Raw genomic sequence first — 17,795 nt, 5'->3', positions numbered from 1 at the left:
GGTGAAAATATTTAAAAAGGGCGCGGAGGCTTTCGCGCCCTTTCTCTATTAAAGGGCGACTGCCGGCCGCGTTGAGGGACGACCATGCAAACCATAGGCATTCTTATTGTGACTGCACTTGTGGGGGCTATTTTAGCTTGGCCCCGATTGGCCAAGGCAAAGCTTTGGCGCGCCTCTGCGACCCCTTTGGCCTCGATCATTGGCAGCGGTTTTTTGGTGCTTGGACCAATCCTCGCACAGGCTTACGGGGCAGGGACCCCTCTTGCGATGGCAGCGCTTTGTGCGATGGCTTACGCGATTGGCGGGGTCATTCGATTTAATATCGTGGCTGTGGATCAACGTGATCACGGACCGATTTCTAAATACATTGAAACCTTGGCCTCATGGGCTTTGTCTTTTGCCTATATTATTTCGGTTGCTTATTACCTCAATTTGCTTGGGTCTTTTGCAGTCAGCTTGACGCCTTGGGACACTGCACTGGCAGGGCGGATCGTGACCTCGGCTGTTTTTGCGGTGATTTTGACTGTTGGATGGACCAAAGGCTTCACCGCTTTGGAGCGATTAGAACAGCTGTCGGTTGGCCTAAAGCTTGCGATCATTGGGGGACTTTTGTTCGGATTGGGGTGGTTTTTGGCCGAGACTGTACAGCAAGATGCAATGGTATTTGCCCCTGTTGCTACGACAGGTTGGGCTGGTGTGAGCCTGCTGTTTGGCCTGTTGGTCACCGTGCAAGGGTTTGAGACCTCGCGTTATTTGGGCCAAGAGTATGATGCAAAGATGCGGGTCCGTTCTATGCGGATTGCCCAGGGTGTCTCTACAGCTATCTATATGATCTATGTAGTGTTTATCGCTTATGTGTTTGAAGCAGATCAGATCCAGCCTTCGGAAACGGCGATCATTGATATGATGGCTTTGGTTGCGCCTATTCTGCCAATCCTATTGGTGTTTGCCGCTTTAGCGGCGCAGTTTTCAGCCGCTGTGGCGGACACCTCAGGGGCAGGTGGATTGATTTATGAACTCACAAAGGGGCGGATATCAGTCAAACTTGGCTATGTTATTTTGGTGGCCTTTGGCGTTGCCATCACATGGGGCGCGGATGTGTTTTTGATTATTTCGTGGGCGTCAAAAGCTTTCGCCGTCTATTACACGCTGCAAGCGCTGATCGCGGTTGGTTTAGCCAAACGCGATGGTGCAGGGATCACCAAAATGGTGTTTTTCTGCGTCATCGCAATGCTTTGCGCGGTGATTGCAATCTTTGGCGCTGCCGTTGAATAACACCTTTGGACGGGCTGCTCATGTTGTCCTTTGGGTTCAATACGCACTTTGGTCAGGCGAAACAGCCCCAGCGCTAATCGTAAAAATAAGGGGATGCCAAAGCAAATTACGGCAATAAGCTGCATACGCGTAGACGTGCCGTTTGTTGTCGTCAGAGGCGGGGTCGTGAAATACAGCGCGTCAGCATTGATACGAATTTGCGCATTACGCTGATCTTTACGTAAGTCATGAACGTTTTTTCTTTGATTTTCAAAGGGCAAACCGGGTTTGATAAAGTGGCGTTAAGAATTTTTCAATTTGCACGAGCTTGTCGTTAACTTATTGAAAACATTAAATAACTTGACTTTTTGCTTATCTCGTGACATTGCTTGGTCATGCTAGAAGACGTGTGGAAATGTATTGGCGCGGTCTGAGGGGGCCGCTTTTTACCGATCGTTTTTTACGGGGTGAGCCCGTCTCACGTTTCTCGTGCGGAGAAAGCATGAGAGGCAGGTAACACATGACTTTGCATTCATCTGTGGGGGATGAGTTTGACCCAAAATCTATTCTTGGGTCTGCAAATCGAAACCTCGAACGCACCATAGATGCGCTTGAAACGGCCATGTGCCGATTGGAAAGCGGAGACGTGGGCACCGGAGTTGACGTTCAAAAGGCAATCGCAGAGATGCGAAAAGCCCAAGATACGGCGCTCAGAGAAAGGCAGAAAGTTGATGACGACAGACGAAAACTCGAACTTGCGACCATTGATGGAGCCATCGACTTTGACGCCGCCCGGGCTGCGATCCTTGATAGCTTGGATCGCGTCCGAAGATCTCGCGGTGCAGACCCAGTTCTTGAATGATCTGGAAAGCAACGATCAGGGAGCGCTTCTGGCGCTCCCTTTTTTGTTCGAGGCTTGGGCCTTGGACCATCAATTGCCGCCGGCGGGCGATTGGCGCACATGGGTGATTATGGGCGGACGCGGTGCGGGCAAAACACGAGCGAGCTCTGAATGGGTGCGCTCTATGGTGGAAGGCGCGCGCGCGCTTGAGGTGGGTCGTGCCAAACGCGTGGCGCTGGTGGGCGAGACCTATGATCAAGCACGCGAGGTGATGGTCTTTGGCGATTCCGGTATTTTGGCCTGTTCGCCGCCTGATCGCCGCCCCAAATGGATTGCCACGCGTCGTGCGCTGGTCTGGCCCAACGGGGCAGAGGCTATGGTGTTTTCTGGTAATGATCCCGAAGCGCTGCGGGGCCCGCAGTTTGATGCCGCATGGGTTGATGAATTGGCAAAGTGGAAAAAGCCGCGCGAGGCGTGGGACATGCTACAGTTCGGTCTGCGCTTGGGCGATGATCCGCGCCAAGTGGTGACGACGACGCCGCGCAATGTGAGCATTCTCAAAGAAATATTGGATTTGGACTCCAGCATTGTCACGCGTGCGCCAACCGAGGCCAACGCAGCGAATTTAGCGCCCTCGTTTTTAGAAGAGGTGCGCAGGCGCTATGCCGGCACGCGGCTGGGGCGGCAAGAATTGGATGGGGTCTTACTGGACGAGGAAGACGGTGCCTTGTGGTCATTGGCGAAGTTGGAAGAAGAGCGCGCAGATAGCTTACCCGATTTTGATCGCATCGTTGTTGCTGTTGATCCACCTGTGACCTCGCACAAGGGGTCTGATGAATGCGGGATTATTGTCGTGGGGGCTGTGACGCAAGGTCCACCACAAGATTGGCGCGCATATGTTTTGGAAGATGCAACGATGTCAGCGGCATCCCCTACGGCTTGGGCCAAGGGTGCAATCGATGCGCTTGAGCGCTGGGAAGCCGATAAAATCGTGGCGGAGGTCAACCAAGGTGGGGATTTGGTTGAAAGCGTTCTGCGTCAAGTTGATCCTATGGTGCCTTACAAATCTGTGCGGGCCACACGCGGCAAAGCGGCGCGCGCAGAACCTGTGGCGGCTTTGTATGATCAGGGGCGGGTTTTTCATACCCGTGGGCTTGGCGACTTAGAGGATCAAATGGTCAAGATGACGTCGCAGGGGTTTCAAGCCTCAGGGTCACCCGACCGTTTGGATGCGCTTGTCTGGGCCATCTATGAGGTGATGATCGCACCTGCGGCAGGCCATACGCGCCCGCGTATTCGCACGCTGGGTTAGCCTTCAAGCAGGTGTTGCGCCGCGCGCGCAGCACCGTACGCGCTGCTAGTAAGATGTTTTAACCTATCCCCTAAAACTGTTTTTACCGAAGGCGAGCAGATGCAACCAAGGCTTTGCACAGACCGCCAGTTGGGACGATTTTTGGGAAGGCGCGGACACCGCGTTTGGGCTTTGATGCGCGAGATCGCGGATCATGTCCCCTTTCCAGGCCCTCGCGGAGTAGCCCCAGTGGCGGCCCCCGAGGGCCAAAGTTTGAGTTGAGAGATGAGCCATGAGGGCGTGGGACACGAGGTGTTCAAGCGTCGTCATATAGCGGGGTGCGGTTTGGCATCTGCAAGACGTTTAAGGAGAGACACGGATATGGTGTTTGACTTTATGAAGCGAGGCGCACAAGCGCAGCCTGAGGTGAAAGCCTCAGCCACGGGTCCCGCGATCGCTTATTCAAGCGCAGGCCGTGTGGCATGGAGCCCGCGTGATACGACGACGCTGACACGGGTTGGCTTTACGGGGAATCCGGTAGGGTTCCGGTCTGTGAAACTGATCGCCGAAGCGGCCGCTGCTTTGCCGATGATCTTGCAAAATCGCGATGCGCGTTTCGATGAACATCCGCTTTTGTCGGTCATTTCGCGTCCCAATCCGGTACAGGGTCGCGCGGACCTGTTTGAAGCGCTTTACGCGCAGATCCTGTTGTCTGGCAACGGCTATTTGGAAGCTGTCGGCGACTGGGGGCAGGTGCCCGTTGAACTGCATGTCTTGCGCTCTGATCGCATGGGATTGGTGCCCGGAGAAGACGGTTGGCCCGTGGCCTATGAATATGCTGTGGGCAATCGCAAACACCGTTTTGACGTGATCGATGGGCAATCGCCAGTGTGTCATATCAAATCATTCCACCCGAGCGATGATCATTACGGGTTGTCTCCGATCCAAGCGGCGGCCACGGCGATTGATGTGCATAATTCGGCGTCGCGCTGGTCAAAAGGTCTGCTTGATAACGCAGCGCGTCCGTCAGGTGCGATTGTTTATGGCGGCTCTGACGGGCAATCGTCGATGAGCTCAGATCAATATGATCGCCTGATGATCGCCTGTTGAGCGAGATGGAAAGTCATCACCAAGGCGCGCGCAATGCAGGCCGCCCGATGTTGTTAGAAGGCGGTTTGGATTGGAGGCCGATGGGCTTTAGCCCCTCTGATATGGAATTCCAAAAGACCAAAGAGGCCGCCGCGCGCGAAATCGCACTCGCATTTGGGGTGCCGCCGATGCTGTTGGGTATTCCTGGGGATGCGACTTATGGCAATTACCAAGAGGCAAATCGCGCTTTTTACCGCCTGACGGTGCTGCCTTTGGTGCAAAAGGTCACGGGCGCAATCGGCCATTGGCTGTCTGAGATGACGGGTGAGGCTGTCGGGTTGAAACCAGATCTGGATCAGGTTTCCGCGTTGGCACCAGAACGCGATGCGCAGTGGAATCGCGTGGCCAAGGCCGATTTTCTCACAGCGGATGAAAAACGCGCCATGTTGGGTCTGCCACCTTTGAACGCTGAAGCCCATGCAGAAGTGTTCGAAGACGATGATTTTACCTCAAACGAGAGCGATGAGCAAATTGAGGAGACACCCGATGTATAAGCAAAATGACAGTGGGCTAGAGCATAAATTCATGCGTTTGGGTGACGAGATTAAGGTCACTGATGGTGTCGAAATCGAAGGCTATGCCTCGCTTTTTGGACGTCGTGACCAAGGTGGCGACATTGTTCAAGAAGGCGCTTACCGCAAATCTTTGGCCGCGCTGAAAGTCAAAGGGCGCTCTGTGAAAATGCTCTGGCAGCACGATCCGGCTCAGCCCATCGGTATTTGGGATGAGGTGCGAGAAGATGCGCGGGGCCTCTATGTCAAAGGGCGTTTGCTGACGGATGTTGATAAAGGCCGTGAAGCTGTGGCGTTGATACAAGCGGGGGCGATTGACGGGTTGTCGATCGGCTACCGCACGGTGCGTGCACAAAAGCTGCGCGACCAAACTGATGGCAAAGCTGCAAGGCTTTTGTCTGAACTGGAGCTGTGGGAAGTGTCTTTGGTGACCTTTCCGATGCTTCCTGAGGCGCGATTGGTGACAGAGGAAAAGGGGAGCGATCCCTTTGATGCTGAGACCATGATGCGTGAACTCGCGGATGCCTTAACCGGCGCACGCAAGCAGCTGGCTCGCATTTAAGGCCAGCGCTCTCACCCTCTAACCAACAAAACACAAAGGATTGTTTGGATGAGCAAAACCGAGACAAAGGCTCGGGCCGGTACCGGTGTGTCCGATATGTCGGCCCACACAGTGTCGTCCACGGCTGGACCTGCCACTGAGGTGAAGACCGCGCTGGCCGGTTTCATGAGTGATCTCAAAGACTTTCAGACCGATATCAAAATGAAGCTTAATGAACAAGAAGAGCGACTGAACATGCTTGATCGTAAATCACACAATTTCGGCCGTCCGGCCCTTTCCGTATCTCAAGAGGTTGATATGTCACATAAATCAGCATTTGGCGCCTATGTGCGTATCGGCGATGATGACGCGTTGCGTGGTCTGGCCCTTGAAGGCAAATCCATGTCCACAGCCGTGAATGGCGATGGCGGCTATTTGGTGGACCCGCAAACTGCGGAGACGATCAAATCAGTGCTCAAATCCACAGCCTCTATTCGGTCCATCGCCAATGTGGTCAACGTCGAGGCGACATCTTACGATGTTCTGATCGACACAACTGACGTGGGCACAGGCTGGGTCACGGAGACGGGGTCTGTTTCTGAAACAGGAACGTCAACGATTGATCGTATCTCTATTCCGTTGTTTGAACTGTCTGCGTTGCCTAAGGCATCCCAGCGTCTTTTGGATGATGCAGCCTTTGATATCGAGGCATGGTTGGCGGGTCGTATAGCGGATAAATTTGCAGCCTCAGAGGCCTCAGCCTTTATCAACGGTGACGGCATCGATAAGCCAACAGGCATTTTGGCACATGCTCAGATTGACAACGATGGTTGGACTTGGGGTTCATTGGGATATGTCGCGACAGGCACTGATGCTGGCTTTGACGTGACCAATCCGGCGGATGCGATCGTCGAACTTGTGTACTCTTTGGGCGCTCAGTACCGCGCAAACGGTACATTTGTGATGAACTCGAAAACAGCTGGCCAAGTGCGCAAGCTCAAGGATGCTGATGGCCGCTTCTTGTGGTCTGATGGTTTGGCCGCGGGCGAACCTGCGCGTCTCATGGGCTACCCTGTGTTGATCGCAGAAGACATGCCAGACATCGCGTCTGATGCAGCGGCCATCGCCTTTGGTGATTTTGCTGCAGGCTACACTGTGGCCGAACGCCCTGATTTGCGCATCTTGCGTGATCCATTTTCAGCCAAACCCCATGTGCTGTTCTACGCAACAAAGCGTGTCGGTGGTGATGTGAGTGACTTTGCGGCGATCAAATTGCTGAAGTTCTCGGTCGCGTAATTCGTAACTGAACGAGTTCGTGTGTGACCTTTCGAGGTCAGGCACGAGCGGTGGGTGCGCGTCTCGTTTGACGTGTTGTCTAGCTGCTCCCCCTCCGTCCGAGCAACACGGGGGCGCGCATCCATCATCACAAGTGGCAGGGGGACCCGGAAATCGGAGATGTACCATGATGTTAATGGAGCAAAGCCAAGTACCCTTAGCGGTGCTCCCGGTTGCGCAGTTCAAAGAGCATTTGAGGCTGGGCACGGGCTTTGGCGACGACGGGGTTCAGGACGGGGTTCTTGAGACATACTTGCGTGCAGCACTGGCTGCAGTTGAAGCGCGCACGGACAAAGTATTGATCGAACGAGACTTTGCTTGGACCGTCTCGGCGTGGCGCGATCTTGGTGCGCAAACGCTGCCAGTGGCCCCCGTGGGCGCGATTACTGCCTTGGTGATCGTGGATCGTTTGGGTGCTGAAACTGTTGTCGATGCGGGCAAATATCTGCTTGATAAAGACACACACCGCCCGCGGATCGTGTCCAGCAGTTTTGTCTTGCCGTCTGTGCCCGTTGCGGGACAGGCGCGTATCGAATTTACGGCTGGATATGGCCCCGCTTGGGGGGATCTACCCGCTGATTTGGCACATGCCGTGATGCTTTTGGCGGCTCATTTTTACGAGCACCGCCATGAAACAGCGGTCAGTAGCAGTGCGATGCCTTTTGGCGTGAGCGCGCTGCTGGAACGCTACCGCAATGTGCGGTTGTTCGGGGGGCGCGGCTGATGTCTGTAGTGGTTCACCTCAATCGCAAACTGGTGCTGGAGGAGGCTTTGCGGAGCTCTGACGGGGCGGGCGGCTATGTGGAAACATGGACGCAGCTTGGAACCCTTTGGGCCAATATTCAAGCCGGTACAGGGACAGAGCGCTCTGAGGATTTTCTGACCGTTTCTCGTGTTCCAATGAAAGTGATTGTGCGTGGCGCACCTGTCGGATCGCCGCGACGCCCCAAGCCGGATCAGCGTTTTCTTGAGGGCGGGCGCGTGTTTCGTATCCTGTCTGTCACTGAGTTGGACGCGCAGGGACATTATTTGGCCTGTCAATCGCGTGAGGAGGTTGCATCATGAGTTATGGCGTATCCGCAGCTTTGCAAACGGCTGTTTTTCAATCACTTTCCGCTGATGTGACCTTCACGGGGTTGGTTGGCAGCGCGATCTATGACGCGGCGCCGACGGGCACTGTGCCTTCACTTTACGTCAGCCTTGGGCCAGAGGATGTCACTGATGCCTCAGACAAAACAGGTCACGGTGCGCGGCATGAATTCGTGATCAGCGTTGTGTCAGACACGGCCGGTTTCTTGACGGCCAAAGGGGTCGCAGCTGCGATTTCTGATGTGTTGGTTGATGCCGATTTGACGCTGTCCCGTGGTCGTCTGATCGGGCTTTATTTCGTGTCCGCGAAAGCGCGGCGCGTTCAAGACAGTGATGTGCGTAGGATCGATATTCGGTTCATGGCGCGCGTCGAAGATACCTAAAGCGCTTCGATCCAAGCTTGCGAAGCAAGTCTTACGAGAAACGCTGCAATTTTTCACAAAGGGGCTTAGGCAATGGCTGCTCAAAACGGAAAAGATCTTCTTATCAAACTCGACATGACCGGCGCTGGTCAATTCGAAACCATCGCAGGCCTACGGGCGACGCGCATTTCGTTCAATACTGAAAGTGTTGATGTGACCTCGCTCGAAAGCTCGGGTGGTTGGCGCGAACTTTTGGGCGGTGCTGGGGTGAAATCCGCGTCTATTTCAGGTTCGGGCGTGTTCAAAGATGAGAACACCGACGAGCGTGCGCGTCAGATTTTCTTCGACGGCGAAGTGCCTCATTTTCAGGTGATCATCCCTGATTTTGGCACCGTCGAAGGCGCGTTTCAATTGACCTCGATTGAATATGCTGGGTCGCACAACGGCGAGGCAACCTATGAGTTGTCCATGTCGTCTGCGGGCGAGCTGACCTTTACGGCGGTGTAACCTATGGCAAACCCTTTCGCAGGCGAAGTGGCGCTGACGCTGGATGGCAAACGTTATGTGTTGAAATTAACGCTGGGTGCTTTGGCCGAACTCGAAGCAGGTCTGGAAACAGACACGCTTGTGGCCATGGTCGAACGCTATGAGGCGGGCAATTTTTCCACGAGCGATGTGTTGCGTCTTGTGGTCGCTGGTCTGCGCGGGGGCGGCTGGACTGGCGGGTACGATGACATCCTTGTCGCTGAAATCTCTGGTGGTCCATTTGAAGCGGCACGGGTGGGGGCTGCGCTGATTGCGCGCGCGTTCACCGTGCCTGGATAGGGGGCAATATGTCTTTGATTTTAAAGGGTGGGTTTGATTGGCCAGCCTTGATGCGTGCTGGCATCAACGGGCTGCGCTTGAGGCCTGTTGAATTTTGGGCGCTGACCCCTGCCGAGCTGCTTTTGATGCTGGGGGCTGGGTCAGGGGCAGCACCGCTAAGTCGCGCGCGACTTGATGAATTGGCACAAGCCTATCCTGACAAGGCGCCACATAAGACGGATGTGAAAGGGCAAGACAATGGCTGATATTAATGGTCTAGACAAATTCGAAGACCAGCTGTCTCAGATGGAAGACTCTATGGGCGGTGCCGAGGCTATGGCCTCCGCGTTCAACCAAGAAATGGTGCGCCTTCAAGCGACTGTTGCCGAGACGCAGCGCGAAGTTGGCACGCTTGAGCGTGGTATTTCCAAAGGTTTAAAACGCGCCATCGACGGTTTGGTTTTTGATGGTGATACATTGGCACAAGTTATGCGCGGCGTAGGAACGTCGATGTTGAACGCGGCTTATAATGCCGCTGTGACCCCTGTGACAAATCACGTCGGCTCAGCCTTGGGCAATGGGCTTGAAGCCATCATCCAAGGGCTGTTGCCGTTTGAGAAAGGCGGCAGCTTTTCCCAAGGCCGCGTGACCCCCTTTGCCACAGGCGGGGTTGTCTCTAGTCCGACTTATTTCCCGATGCGCGGTGGTGCTGGTTTGATGGGAGAAGCCGGCCCTGAGGCTATTATGCCACTGTCGCGTGGTGCCAATGGCAAACTTGGGGTGGTCGCATCTGGTGGATCGAAAAGCGTGAACGTCACGATGAATATTACTACGCCAGATGTGCAAGGTTTCACAAGATCCCAGTCGCAGGTTGCAGCACAGCTCAGCCGCGCTTTGGGGCGCGGATCGCGTAACCAATAACACGACATTTCGAATTTTCGGGCCAAAGCGCCCGCAGCACCACCGATGGAGGGGGACCACATGGGTTTTCATAACGTAAGATTTCCGGCGAACCTGAGCTTTGGCTCTGTAGGTGGCCCTGAGCGGCGCACCGAAGTTGTCACCTTGGCCAACGGGTTTGAAGAGCGCAACACGCCTTGGGCGCATTCGCGGCGCCGCTATGATGCTGGCCTTGGCATGCGGTCGCTTGATGATATCGAAGCTTTGATCGCGTTTTTTGAAGCGCGCCAAGGCCAGTTATACGGCTTTCGGTGGAAAGATTGGTCGGATTTTAAGACGTCCAAGGCGTCCCAAGACGTGAGTTTTGAAGATCAAGTGATTGGAACTGGCGACGGTGAAACAGCGGTGTTTCAGTTGAATAAAAACTACAGCTCAGGCGCGGCCACCTATATTCGTCCCATTACAAAACCGGTTTTGGGAACCGTTAAGGTCGGCACGCAAGGCGTTGAACTACAGGAAACAATTTCATGGGATGTTGACGTCACGACGGGGCTCATCACGTTCGAGACACCGCCAGAAGAGGGCATTTCGATCACCGCAGGGTTTGAATTTGACGTGCCCGTGCGTTTTGATACCGATAGAATAGCGACGTCTGTGTCGTCTTTTCAGGCGGGTGAAGTGCCAAACGTACCTGTGGTGGAGGTGCGTGTGTGATGACCGATAGCGACGCACTTTATACACATTTGGCAAGTGGTACGACGACTGTCTGCCGCTGTTGGGCCGTCATTCGTAAAGATGGTAAAACCTATGGGTTCACCGACCATGATACAGATCTTGAGTTCGATGGTCTTGTTTTTGCGGCAGGCACAGGGCTGACCGCAAACGCGCTTGAGCAATCCACGGGGTTATCGGTCGATAACACCGAAGCTTTGGGGGCTTTGTCATCCGCTGTGGTGACTGAAGCAGACATCCAAGCGGGTCGTTTTGATGGTGCAGCTGTGAAGGCGTGGTTGATCAACTGGGCTAATACGTCGGAACGTGTGTTGCAGTTCAGTGGGTCGTTTGGTGAAATCACCCGCGCTGTGGGCGGCTTTCGCGCCGAGTTGCGCGGGCTTACTGAGGCGCTGAATCAGCCACAAGGTCGTGTGTATCAATCCAGTTGTTCGGCTGTTTTGGGCGGGGCTGGTTGCGGCTTTGATAGGACTTCACTTGGATATAGCACTGAGGTGACTGTTGAATCCATTGATGACGCAAAACTCTTTTCCTTTTCAGCCTTAGAGGGGTTTGATGATCGTTGGTTCGAAAGTGGCAGAGTTGTTGTACTCTCAGGCGGAGCCCAAGGTCTTGTTGGCGTTGTCAAAAATGACCGTCTTTCGTCAGGCGGTCGCACGATTGAACTTTGGGAATCTCTGCGTGCCGAGATTGACGTTGGCGATCAAATTCGCATTGAGGCCGGTTGTGATAGACGCGTTGAGACCTGCCGTCTGAAGTTTGACAACTTTCTGAATTTTCAAGGCTTTCCCCACATCCCAGGCGAGGACTGGCTGACATCATATCCTGTGTCGAGTGATCTCAATGAGGGGGGCAGTATGAATGCCAGCAGCGCGAACACAGAGGGGAACGCATGATGAGCAGGGCCAAAATAGCGCAACATGCGCGCGCTTGGATTGGAACGCCGTATGTTCATCAAGCTTCGTGCAAGGGGGCTGGTACGGATTGCCTAGGTTTGCTGCGAGGCCTTTGGCGCGAGCTGTACGGTACAGAGCCAGAGTTGGTGCCAGCCTATACGCCCGATTGGTCAGAGCCGCAGCGTGAAGAACGCCTGTTTTTCGCCGCCAAACGCCACCTGTTGCAAAAGCCGATCGCCGAGATGGATCAAGGCGATGTTTTGCTCTTTCGGATGCGCAAAAATGGCGTGGCCAAACATCTGGGGGTTGTCGGGCAGGCGGGCGCAGCCCCGACCTTTATTCACGCCTATAGCGGGCACAGCGTTGTGGAAAACGCGCTGACATTGCCTTGGTGCCGTCGCGTGGCGGCTTGTTTTTCATTCCCGGATTACGGAGGCTAAGTCATGGCGACGATTGTACTATCTGCAGTAGGGGCCGCGGCTGGGGCCTCTGTTGGCGGCGGCATATTGGGCCTGTCATCCGTGGTCATCGGACGTGCTATTGGGGCCACCATCGGGCGTGCTATTGATCAACGTGTCATGGGCGTAGGCAGCCAAGTTGTTGAGACTGGTAAAATTGATCGTTTCCGGCTGACCGGTGCCTCTGAGGGCACTGGAATCGCTCAGGTTTATGGTCGCATGCGTGTGGGCGGGCAGGTCATCTGGGCCACTCAATTCCAAGAAAACTCTTCCACAACAGGTGGTGGTGGCAAAGGAACATCGTCGCAGCCGCAAGTCACAGAATACAGCTATTCGATTTCATTGGCGATCGCGCTGTGCGAAGGCGAGATTTCACGCGTTGGTCGCATCTGGGCCGACGGTATTGAAATTGCGCCAGAAGATGTGACCATGCGGGTCTATACGGGCGCGGATGATCAAATGCCGGACCCCAAAATGGAAGCGGTTGAGGGCTCAGGCCTCGTCCCAGCCTATCGTGGCGTCGCTTATGTTGTGTTTGAGGATTTGGATCTGTCAAGCTTTGGCAATCGTGTGCCGCAGTTCACGTTTGAAGTGATGCGTCCCGATCAATCGACTGAATTCAAAAGCGATATGACTCATTTGGTCAATGCTGTGGCGATGATCCCTGGCACAGGTGAATATGCGTTGGCCACCACGCCAGTCTATCTGACAGGCGATGTGGGGGAGACGGTTGCAGCAAATTTGAACTCCGGTTCTGGTAAAACGGATTTTGAAACCTCTGTTGACGCGTTAAAAGACGAATTGCCGAATTGCGGATCGACCTCTTTGGTTGTGTCTTGGTTCGGTGATGATCTGCGTGTTGGCAATTGTCGTCTTATGCCGAAGGTGGAACAGGCCGATGTCGATGGTAACACTATGCCATGGACGGCCGGCGGGTTTTCCCGTGCAACGGCGTCCATCGTGCCCACTGATATTGATGATCGTGTGATTTATGGGGGCACGCCTTCGGATCAATCCGTGATTGAAGCCATCATTGCTCTGCAAGATGCTGGCCAAGCGGTGATGTTCTATCCTTTCATTCTGATGGATCAATTGGCCGACAATGGCCTGATGGACCCGTGGAGTGGCGCTGATGATCAGCCCGCTTTGCCATGGCGTGGTCGCATCACGACGTCGTTTGCACCTGATCAAACTGGTACGACAGATGGCACAGCCGCTGCAGAGGCGGAGGTCGCGGCCTTTATGGGAACGGCTCAGGCTAGCGATTTTTCAATCTCAGACGGTGCTGTGCTATATTCGGGACCGGCTGAAGCCTCATACCGCCGGATGATTTTGCATTACGCGCATCTCTGTGCGGCTGCTGGCGGCGTGGATGCGTTTTGCATCGGGTCTGAAATGCGCGGGCTCACTCGTATTCGGGGCGCAAACGGATTTCCAGCTGTTGATGCGCTAATTCAATTGGCTGCCGATGTGAGGGTCATTTTAGGGGCGAGTTGTAAGATCAGCTATGCTGCCGATTGGTCCGAATATTCAGGGTATTCTTTGAACGGGAACCTGTATTACCCGCTGGATGCGCTCTGGGCCGATGACAACATCGATTTCATCGGTATCGACAACTATATGCCTTTGTCTGACTGGCGCGATGACGAAGGCCATGCAGATGAAGCCTATGGGTCGATTTACAATCTTGAGTACCTCAAAGCCAATATAGAGGGCGGCGAGGGCTATGATTGGTACTACGCTTATGATGAACACGCCGACGCCCAAATTCGTACACCGATTCAAGATGGCGCTTATGGCGAAGATTGGGTTTGGCGTTACAAAGATATTCGCAGTTGGTGGGAAAACGACCATCATGAACGTATTGCAGGTGTGCGCGTCGAAACGCCAACCCTATGGGAGCCTCAATCAAAACCAATTTGGTTTACTGAAATTGGCTGTGCGGCGATAGATAAAGGCACAAACCAACCTAATAAATTTATCGATGCGAAGTCATCTGAAAGCTCTTTGCCCAAGTATTCAAACGGGCGACGCGATGATTACATTCAATTACAATATGTACGCGCATTGACGGAGTATTGGACGGAAAGCGAGGCCAACCCTGTCTCTGAAGTTTACGGATCGCAGATGGTTGATATGTCGCGGGCTCATGTTTGGGCTTGGGATGGGCGTCCCTATCCGGCGTTTCCAACGGTTACGTCGCTGTGGAACGACGGCGGTAATTACGCCAAGGGTCATTGGCTCAATGGGCGTTCCACCGCACGGTCTTTGTCGGATGTGGTAACTGAAATCTGCGCGCGCTCTGGCGTGACCGGTGTGGATGTGTCCAAGCTCTACGGCATTGTGCGCGGCTACACTGTTGGGGAAATCTCAGGCGCACGATCCGCGTTGCAACCCTTGATGTTGGCTTTCGGGTTTGAAGCGATTGAGCGCGATGGTCTTTTGACCTTTAGGTCGCGTGATGGCAAATCACAGGCTGATGTGGCGCAAGATATATTGGCCATGTCGTCGGATAAAGAGGGCGCGCTTGAACTTACACGGGCACCAGAGGCTGAAGTGGCAGGCAAAGTCCGGCTGACTTTTGTCGATGCCGATGCCGACTATGGCGCGCGTGCCGAGGAGGCTCTGTTCCCTGACGAGCAAAGTCGCTTGGTCTCACAATCTGAGTTGCCTTTGGCGCTGACGCGGACCGAAGGCCGCCAGATCGTTGAACGCTGGTTGGCCGAGGCGCGGATCGCACGGGACACGGCGCGGTTTGCCTTGCCTCCGTCTAACTTTGCGCTTGGCGCTGGCGATGTGATCGCGTTGGACAGCGACACTGGCAAAACGCGCTACCGTATTGACCATGCGACCCTCGGAACATCGCGCGAAGTCGAAGCTGTTCGCGTGGAGGAGGAAATCTATGAACCCTCTGACATGGTTGAGGAAATTGTAACATCTCAACCGTTTTCAGCGCCTGTTCCTGTGCTGTCCCAATTCATGGACCTGCCACTTTTGACTGGCGATGAGACGCCATATGCACCGTATATCGCAGCAACAGCAAGCCCATGGCCTGGATCGGCGGCTGTTTATGCGTCCAGTTCTGATAGTGGTTATGGGTTTAATAGCCTGCTGCCAGCTTGGGCCACAATTGGGATCACGCAAACAAGTTTGAGCGCCGCAGATCCGGCGCTTTGGGATCGGGGTCCTGTGCTGCGCGTGAAACTTGTGCGCGGTGAATTGAGTTCAGCGTCCGAGATTGATGTGTTGAACGGGGCCAATGTGGCCGCCATCGGCGATGGGTCTGCGTCAAATTGGGAAGTGTTCCAGTTTGCCAATGCGACACTTGTTGGCCCCTCCACTTATGAAATCTCGTTGCGCTTGCGCGGGCAGGCGGGAACCGATGGTCTCGCGGCGTCATGGCCGGTAGGGTCGCGTTTTGTATTGATCAACGATGCCCTGCGCCAAATCGACATTGCGCAATCCGCGCGGGGGCTCGCGCGGCATTACCGTATTGGCCCATCGCAACGACCCTATGATGACCCAAGCTATACCCACGTTGTGGAAGCCTTTGATGGCATCGGGCTTCGACCTTATGCGCCAGCCCATTTGCGGGCATCGCATTCGGCATCGGGTGACACGTCGGTCACTTGGGTTCGGCGCACGCGCATCGATGGAGATAGCTGGCAATCGTCAGAAGTCCCTTTGGGTGAAGCATCGGAAAACTACCTCGTGCAGGTCGTGCAAGGGGGCAGCGTTCTACGCGAAGACTATGTGACGTCACCGTCTTGGACCTATGCAGCGTCACAAAAGACCGCAGATGGCCTGACGGGCCTCTACACCATTCAAATTGCCCAGATGTCCGATAGTTTCGGCGCGGGCCTTTTCAAAAGGATTGACCTCAATGAGTGATACAACCCGCTTTTCACTGCCCCTTTTGCAGGCCGCACAGGCGCAAAAACATGTCACCGTCAACGAGGCTATAACGCGCCTTGACGGGTTGATGCAGCTGCGGTTGCAGTCTGTCACTGAAAATACGCCCCCTTTGACGCCGCAAGAAGGCGACGCTTACAGTGTTGCCAATTCTGCGGTGAATGACTGGGCTGGCTTTGAGGGCAATCTCGCACTGTATGTCAGTGGTGGGTGGGTCTTTGTTCCCGTTACGCTAGGGATGCGTGCCTATATCGTAGATCAAAATGGCTGGGCTGCTTTTGACGGCACAACGTGGCAAATGGGCTTGCAATCTTTGTCCAGCCATGGTGCTGGCATGCAAATTTTGGTCAAGGAAATTGATCATCCAATTGCCGCAGGAGCGACGTCTGCTGTGACACTTGCGCTTCCGGGGCAAGCCGTCGTTTACGGTGTGACAGGGCGTGTCTTGAGCGACATTACGGGGACGCTGACAGGGTTTTCAGTCGGCGTTTCAGGGTCGAGTAACCGTTATGGTGCGGGGCTTTCTTTGTCGTCTGGCAGTTGGATGCGCGGTCTCACGGGCGCGCCATTGACCTATTATAGCGACGAAGATTTGATTTTGACTGCAGAAGGTGGGGATTTCGCTGCAGGTGATATCCGTTTGGCGATCCACTATGCGCAATTCTCTTTGCCTACAGCCTAACGCGGGCCTATCGTCTATAAAAATATAACAAAATCAATGCCCTTGTGCCTTATGGCGTGAGGGTGTTGGCTTTTTTGACGCCATTGTGCGCTGATTCAGCAGCAAGTTTACTTGCGTTTTGGAATTCGAGCCTATCTATAGTATTCTCAAGAAAAGAGGATCAGCGTGATGGCCAAAACCCGTACTAAACTTTCAGAACTGGACCCCGTTTGGACGCAAATCGTCAGCGAGGCGCGTCAAGCTGTTGATGCTGAACCGCTTTTGGGTGGTTTAGTCCATGCCTGCATCCTACATCACACCACGCTGGAAGACGCGTTGGCATATCGTCTCGCACAAAAACTGGCTTCGGCGGATATGTCCGAACAGCTTTTGCGGGAGTTGATTGATGAGGCCTATGCTGATGATCCAACGCTAGGCCAATGCGCACGCGCCGATATCGTAGCGGTGTTTGATCGCGACCCTGCTTGCCACCGTTACATTCAGCCCTTGTTATTTTTTAAAGGCTTTCAGGCCATCCAAGCCTACCGTATTGCCAACTGGCTGTGGCGGCATGGACGCAAAGATCTGGCCTATTTCATTCAGATGCGTGTGTCAGAACAGTTCTCGATCGACATTCATCCCGCCTGTAAAATTGGCCAAGGCCTGTTTTTGGATCACGCTCATTCACTTGTCTTTGGCGAAACGGCTGTGATTGGCAACAACGTTTCCATTTTGCATTCCGTGACCCTTGGCGGCACTGGCAAAGAGGACGAAGACCGTCACCCGAAAATTGGCGATGGTGTTTTGATCGGTGCAGGGGCGAGCGTTCTTGGCAATATAAAAATTGGCGCCTGTTCGCGCATTGCTGCTGGATCTGTTGTGCTAAGCGAAGTGCCGAACTGTAAAACTGTTGCTGGCGTGCCTGCCAAAATCGTTGGCGAGGCTGGGTGCTCTCAGCCATCGGTGTCGATGAACCAGTTGATTGGCGCGCGCGAGAAATAAAACACGAATTGTTGGATTTGAAATAGAAAATCCCCTACCAGATCATTGTGATGGGG

18 protein-coding genes and 1 pseudogene are annotated in these 17,795 nt (G+C 54.3%); all 19 read left to right on the top strand.

Annotated elements, in window-relative coordinates; translation table 11 throughout:
* Nucleotides 1–84: 84 nt before the first annotated feature.
* The gene (locus KO503_RS06115) at nt 85–1,275 is read left to right on the top strand and encodes a hypothetical protein (protein WP_215990669.1); all 1,191 of its coding nucleotides are present in this window, start codon (nt 85–87) and stop codon (nt 1,273–1,275) included.
* Between the two features lie 499 nt (nt 1,276–1,774).
* Nucleotides 1,775–2,116, top strand: a complete 342-nt coding sequence (locus KO503_RS06110) for a hypothetical protein (protein ID WP_215990979.1) — start codon at nt 1,775–1,777, stop codon at nt 2,114–2,116.
* On the top strand, nt 2,022–3,407 hold the full coding sequence (locus KO503_RS06105; protein ID WP_215990957.1) for a DNA-packaging protein: 1,386 nt from the start codon (nt 2,022–2,024) through the stop codon (nt 3,405–3,407). Before KO503_RS06110 ends, KO503_RS06105 begins: the two co-directional genes overlap by 95 nt.
* A 360-nt stretch (nt 3,408–3,767) precedes the next feature.
* Nucleotides 3,768–5,029: pseudogene (locus KO503_RS06100) on the top strand (phage portal protein).
* On the top strand, nt 5,022–5,609 hold the full coding sequence (locus tag KO503_RS06095) for an HK97 family phage prohead protease (RefSeq protein WP_215990668.1): 588 nt from the start codon (nt 5,022–5,024) through the stop codon (nt 5,607–5,609). Before KO503_RS06100 ends, KO503_RS06095 begins: the two are co-directional and overlap by 8 nt.
* 48 nt (nt 5,610–5,657) lie before the next feature.
* Entirely contained in the window at nt 5,658–6,884 is a 1,227-nt protein-coding gene (locus tag KO503_RS06090; protein ID WP_215990667.1) for a phage major capsid protein, read from the top strand.
* 166 nt (nt 6,885–7,050) lie between these two features.
* Entirely contained in the window at nt 7,051–7,647 is a 597-nt protein-coding gene (locus KO503_RS06085; protein WP_215990666.1) for a head-tail connector protein, read from the top strand.
* Nucleotides 7,647–7,988, top strand: a complete 342-nt coding sequence (locus KO503_RS06080) for a head-tail adaptor protein (protein ID WP_215990665.1) — start codon at nt 7,647–7,649, stop codon at nt 7,986–7,988. The genes KO503_RS06085 and KO503_RS06080 overlap by 1 nt, the downstream gene beginning before the upstream one ends.
* The gene (locus tag KO503_RS06075) at nt 7,985–8,395 is read left to right on the top strand and encodes a DUF3168 domain-containing protein (RefSeq protein ID WP_215990664.1); all 411 of its coding nucleotides are present in this window, start codon (nt 7,985–7,987) and stop codon (nt 8,393–8,395) included. Before KO503_RS06080 ends, KO503_RS06075 begins: the two co-directional genes overlap by 4 nt.
* 72 nt (nt 8,396–8,467) lie before the next feature.
* Nucleotides 8,468–8,881, top strand: a complete 414-nt coding sequence (locus KO503_RS06070) for a phage major tail protein, TP901-1 family (protein ID WP_215990663.1) — start codon at nt 8,468–8,470, stop codon at nt 8,879–8,881.
* Between the two features lie 3 nt (nt 8,882–8,884).
* Nucleotides 8,885–9,199, top strand: a complete 315-nt coding sequence (locus tag KO503_RS06065; RefSeq protein WP_215990662.1) for a gene transfer agent family protein — start codon at nt 8,885–8,887, stop codon at nt 9,197–9,199.
* Nucleotides 9,200–9,207: 8 nt separating this feature from the next.
* On the top strand, nt 9,208–9,444 hold the full coding sequence (locus KO503_RS06060; protein ID WP_215990661.1) for a rcc01693 family protein: 237 nt from the start codon (nt 9,208–9,210) through the stop codon (nt 9,442–9,444).
* On the top strand, nt 9,437–10,099 hold the full coding sequence (locus KO503_RS06055) for a phage tail tape measure protein (RefSeq protein ID WP_215990660.1): 663 nt from the start codon (nt 9,437–9,439) through the stop codon (nt 10,097–10,099). Before KO503_RS06060 ends, KO503_RS06055 begins: the two co-directional genes overlap by 8 nt.
* A gap of 60 nt (nt 10,100–10,159) precedes the next feature.
* Complete coding sequence (locus KO503_RS06050) at nt 10,160–10,792, top strand: DUF2460 domain-containing protein (protein ID WP_215990659.1); 633 nt, start codon at nt 10,160–10,162, stop codon at nt 10,790–10,792.
* A complete protein-coding gene (locus KO503_RS06045) occupies nt 10,792–11,706 on the top strand; it encodes a DUF2163 domain-containing protein (RefSeq protein WP_215990658.1) in 915 nt (304 codons plus the stop codon). Before KO503_RS06050 ends, KO503_RS06045 begins: the two co-directional genes overlap by 1 nt.
* Nucleotides 11,703–12,146, top strand: coding sequence for a peptidase (locus KO503_RS06040; RefSeq protein ID WP_436836511.1), 444 nt, complete (start codon nt 11,703–11,705; stop codon nt 12,144–12,146). The genes KO503_RS06045 and KO503_RS06040 overlap by 4 nt, the downstream gene beginning before the upstream one ends.
* A 3-nt stretch (nt 12,147–12,149) precedes the next feature.
* Entirely contained in the window at nt 12,150–16,055 is a 3,906-nt protein-coding gene (locus tag KO503_RS06035; protein WP_215990657.1) for a baseplate multidomain protein megatron, read from the top strand.
* On the top strand, nt 16,048–16,758 hold the full coding sequence (locus KO503_RS06030) for a DUF2793 domain-containing protein (protein ID WP_215990656.1): 711 nt from the start codon (nt 16,048–16,050) through the stop codon (nt 16,756–16,758). Before KO503_RS06035 ends, KO503_RS06030 begins: the two co-directional genes overlap by 8 nt.
* Before the next feature lie 168 nt (nt 16,759–16,926).
* On the top strand, nt 16,927–17,739 hold the full coding sequence (gene cysE, locus KO503_RS06025) for a serine O-acetyltransferase (protein WP_215990655.1): 813 nt from the start codon (nt 16,927–16,929) through the stop codon (nt 17,737–17,739).
* Nucleotides 17,740–17,795 lie beyond the last annotated feature (56 nt).

It is taken from the genome of Pacificibacter marinus, assembly GCF_018860505.1.
Taxonomy (GTDB): Bacteria; Pseudomonadota; Alphaproteobacteria; order Rhodobacterales; family Rhodobacteraceae; genus Celeribacter; species Celeribacter marinus_B.
Note: the sequence above shows the minus strand (reverse complement) of the source record. Positions and strands in the feature narration are given on the sequence as shown.

What these genes read in the sequence shown, in the direction of transcription:
- KO503_RS06050 (WP_215990659.1), top strand. Translation starts at nt 10,160, where the DNA reads ATGGGTTTTCATAACGTAAGATTTCCGGCGAACCTGAGCTTTGGCTCT.
- KO503_RS06080 (WP_215990665.1), top strand. Translation starts at nt 7,647, where the DNA reads ATGTCTGTAGTGGTTCACCTCAATCGCAAACTGGTGCTGGAGGAGGCT.
- KO503_RS06105 (WP_215990957.1), top strand. Translation starts at nt 2,022, where the DNA reads ATGGAGCCATCGACTTTGACGCCGCCCGGGCTGCGATCCTTGATAGCT.
- KO503_RS06055 (WP_215990660.1), top strand. Translation starts at nt 9,437, where the DNA reads ATGGCTGATATTAATGGTCTAGACAAATTCGAAGACCAGCTGTCTCAG.
- KO503_RS06030 (WP_215990656.1), top strand. Translation starts at nt 16,048, where the DNA reads ATGAGTGATACAACCCGCTTTTCACTGCCCCTTTTGCAGGCCGCACAG.
- KO503_RS06115 (WP_215990669.1), top strand. Translation starts at nt 85, where the DNA reads ATGCAAACCATAGGCATTCTTATTGTGACTGCACTTGTGGGGGCTATT.
- KO503_RS06075 (WP_215990664.1), top strand. Translation starts at nt 7,985, where the DNA reads ATGAGTTATGGCGTATCCGCAGCTTTGCAAACGGCTGTTTTTCAATCA.
- KO503_RS06070 (WP_215990663.1), top strand. Translation starts at nt 8,468, where the DNA reads ATGGCTGCTCAAAACGGAAAAGATCTTCTTATCAAACTCGACATGACC.
- cysE (WP_215990655.1), top strand. Translation starts at nt 16,927, where the DNA reads ATGGCCAAAACCCGTACTAAACTTTCAGAACTGGACCCCGTTTGGACG.
- KO503_RS06060 (WP_215990661.1), top strand. Translation starts at nt 9,208, where the DNA reads ATGTCTTTGATTTTAAAGGGTGGGTTTGATTGGCCAGCCTTGATGCGT.
- KO503_RS06040 (WP_436836511.1), top strand. Translation starts at nt 11,703, where the DNA reads ATGATGAGCAGGGCCAAAATAGCGCAACATGCGCGCGCTTGGATTGGA.
- KO503_RS06095 (WP_215990668.1), top strand. Translation starts at nt 5,022, where the DNA reads ATGTATAAGCAAAATGACAGTGGGCTAGAGCATAAATTCATGCGTTTG.
- KO503_RS06065 (WP_215990662.1), top strand. Translation starts at nt 8,885, where the DNA reads ATGGCAAACCCTTTCGCAGGCGAAGTGGCGCTGACGCTGGATGGCAAA.
- KO503_RS06085 (WP_215990666.1), top strand. Translation starts at nt 7,051, where the DNA reads ATGATGTTAATGGAGCAAAGCCAAGTACCCTTAGCGGTGCTCCCGGTT.
- KO503_RS06045 (WP_215990658.1), top strand. Translation starts at nt 10,792, where the DNA reads ATGACCGATAGCGACGCACTTTATACACATTTGGCAAGTGGTACGACG.
- KO503_RS06090 (WP_215990667.1), top strand. Translation starts at nt 5,658, where the DNA reads ATGAGCAAAACCGAGACAAAGGCTCGGGCCGGTACCGGTGTGTCCGAT.
- KO503_RS06035 (WP_215990657.1), top strand. Translation starts at nt 12,150, where the DNA reads ATGGCGACGATTGTACTATCTGCAGTAGGGGCCGCGGCTGGGGCCTCT.
- KO503_RS06110 (WP_215990979.1), top strand. Translation starts at nt 1,775, where the DNA reads ATGACTTTGCATTCATCTGTGGGGGATGAGTTTGACCCAAAATCTATT.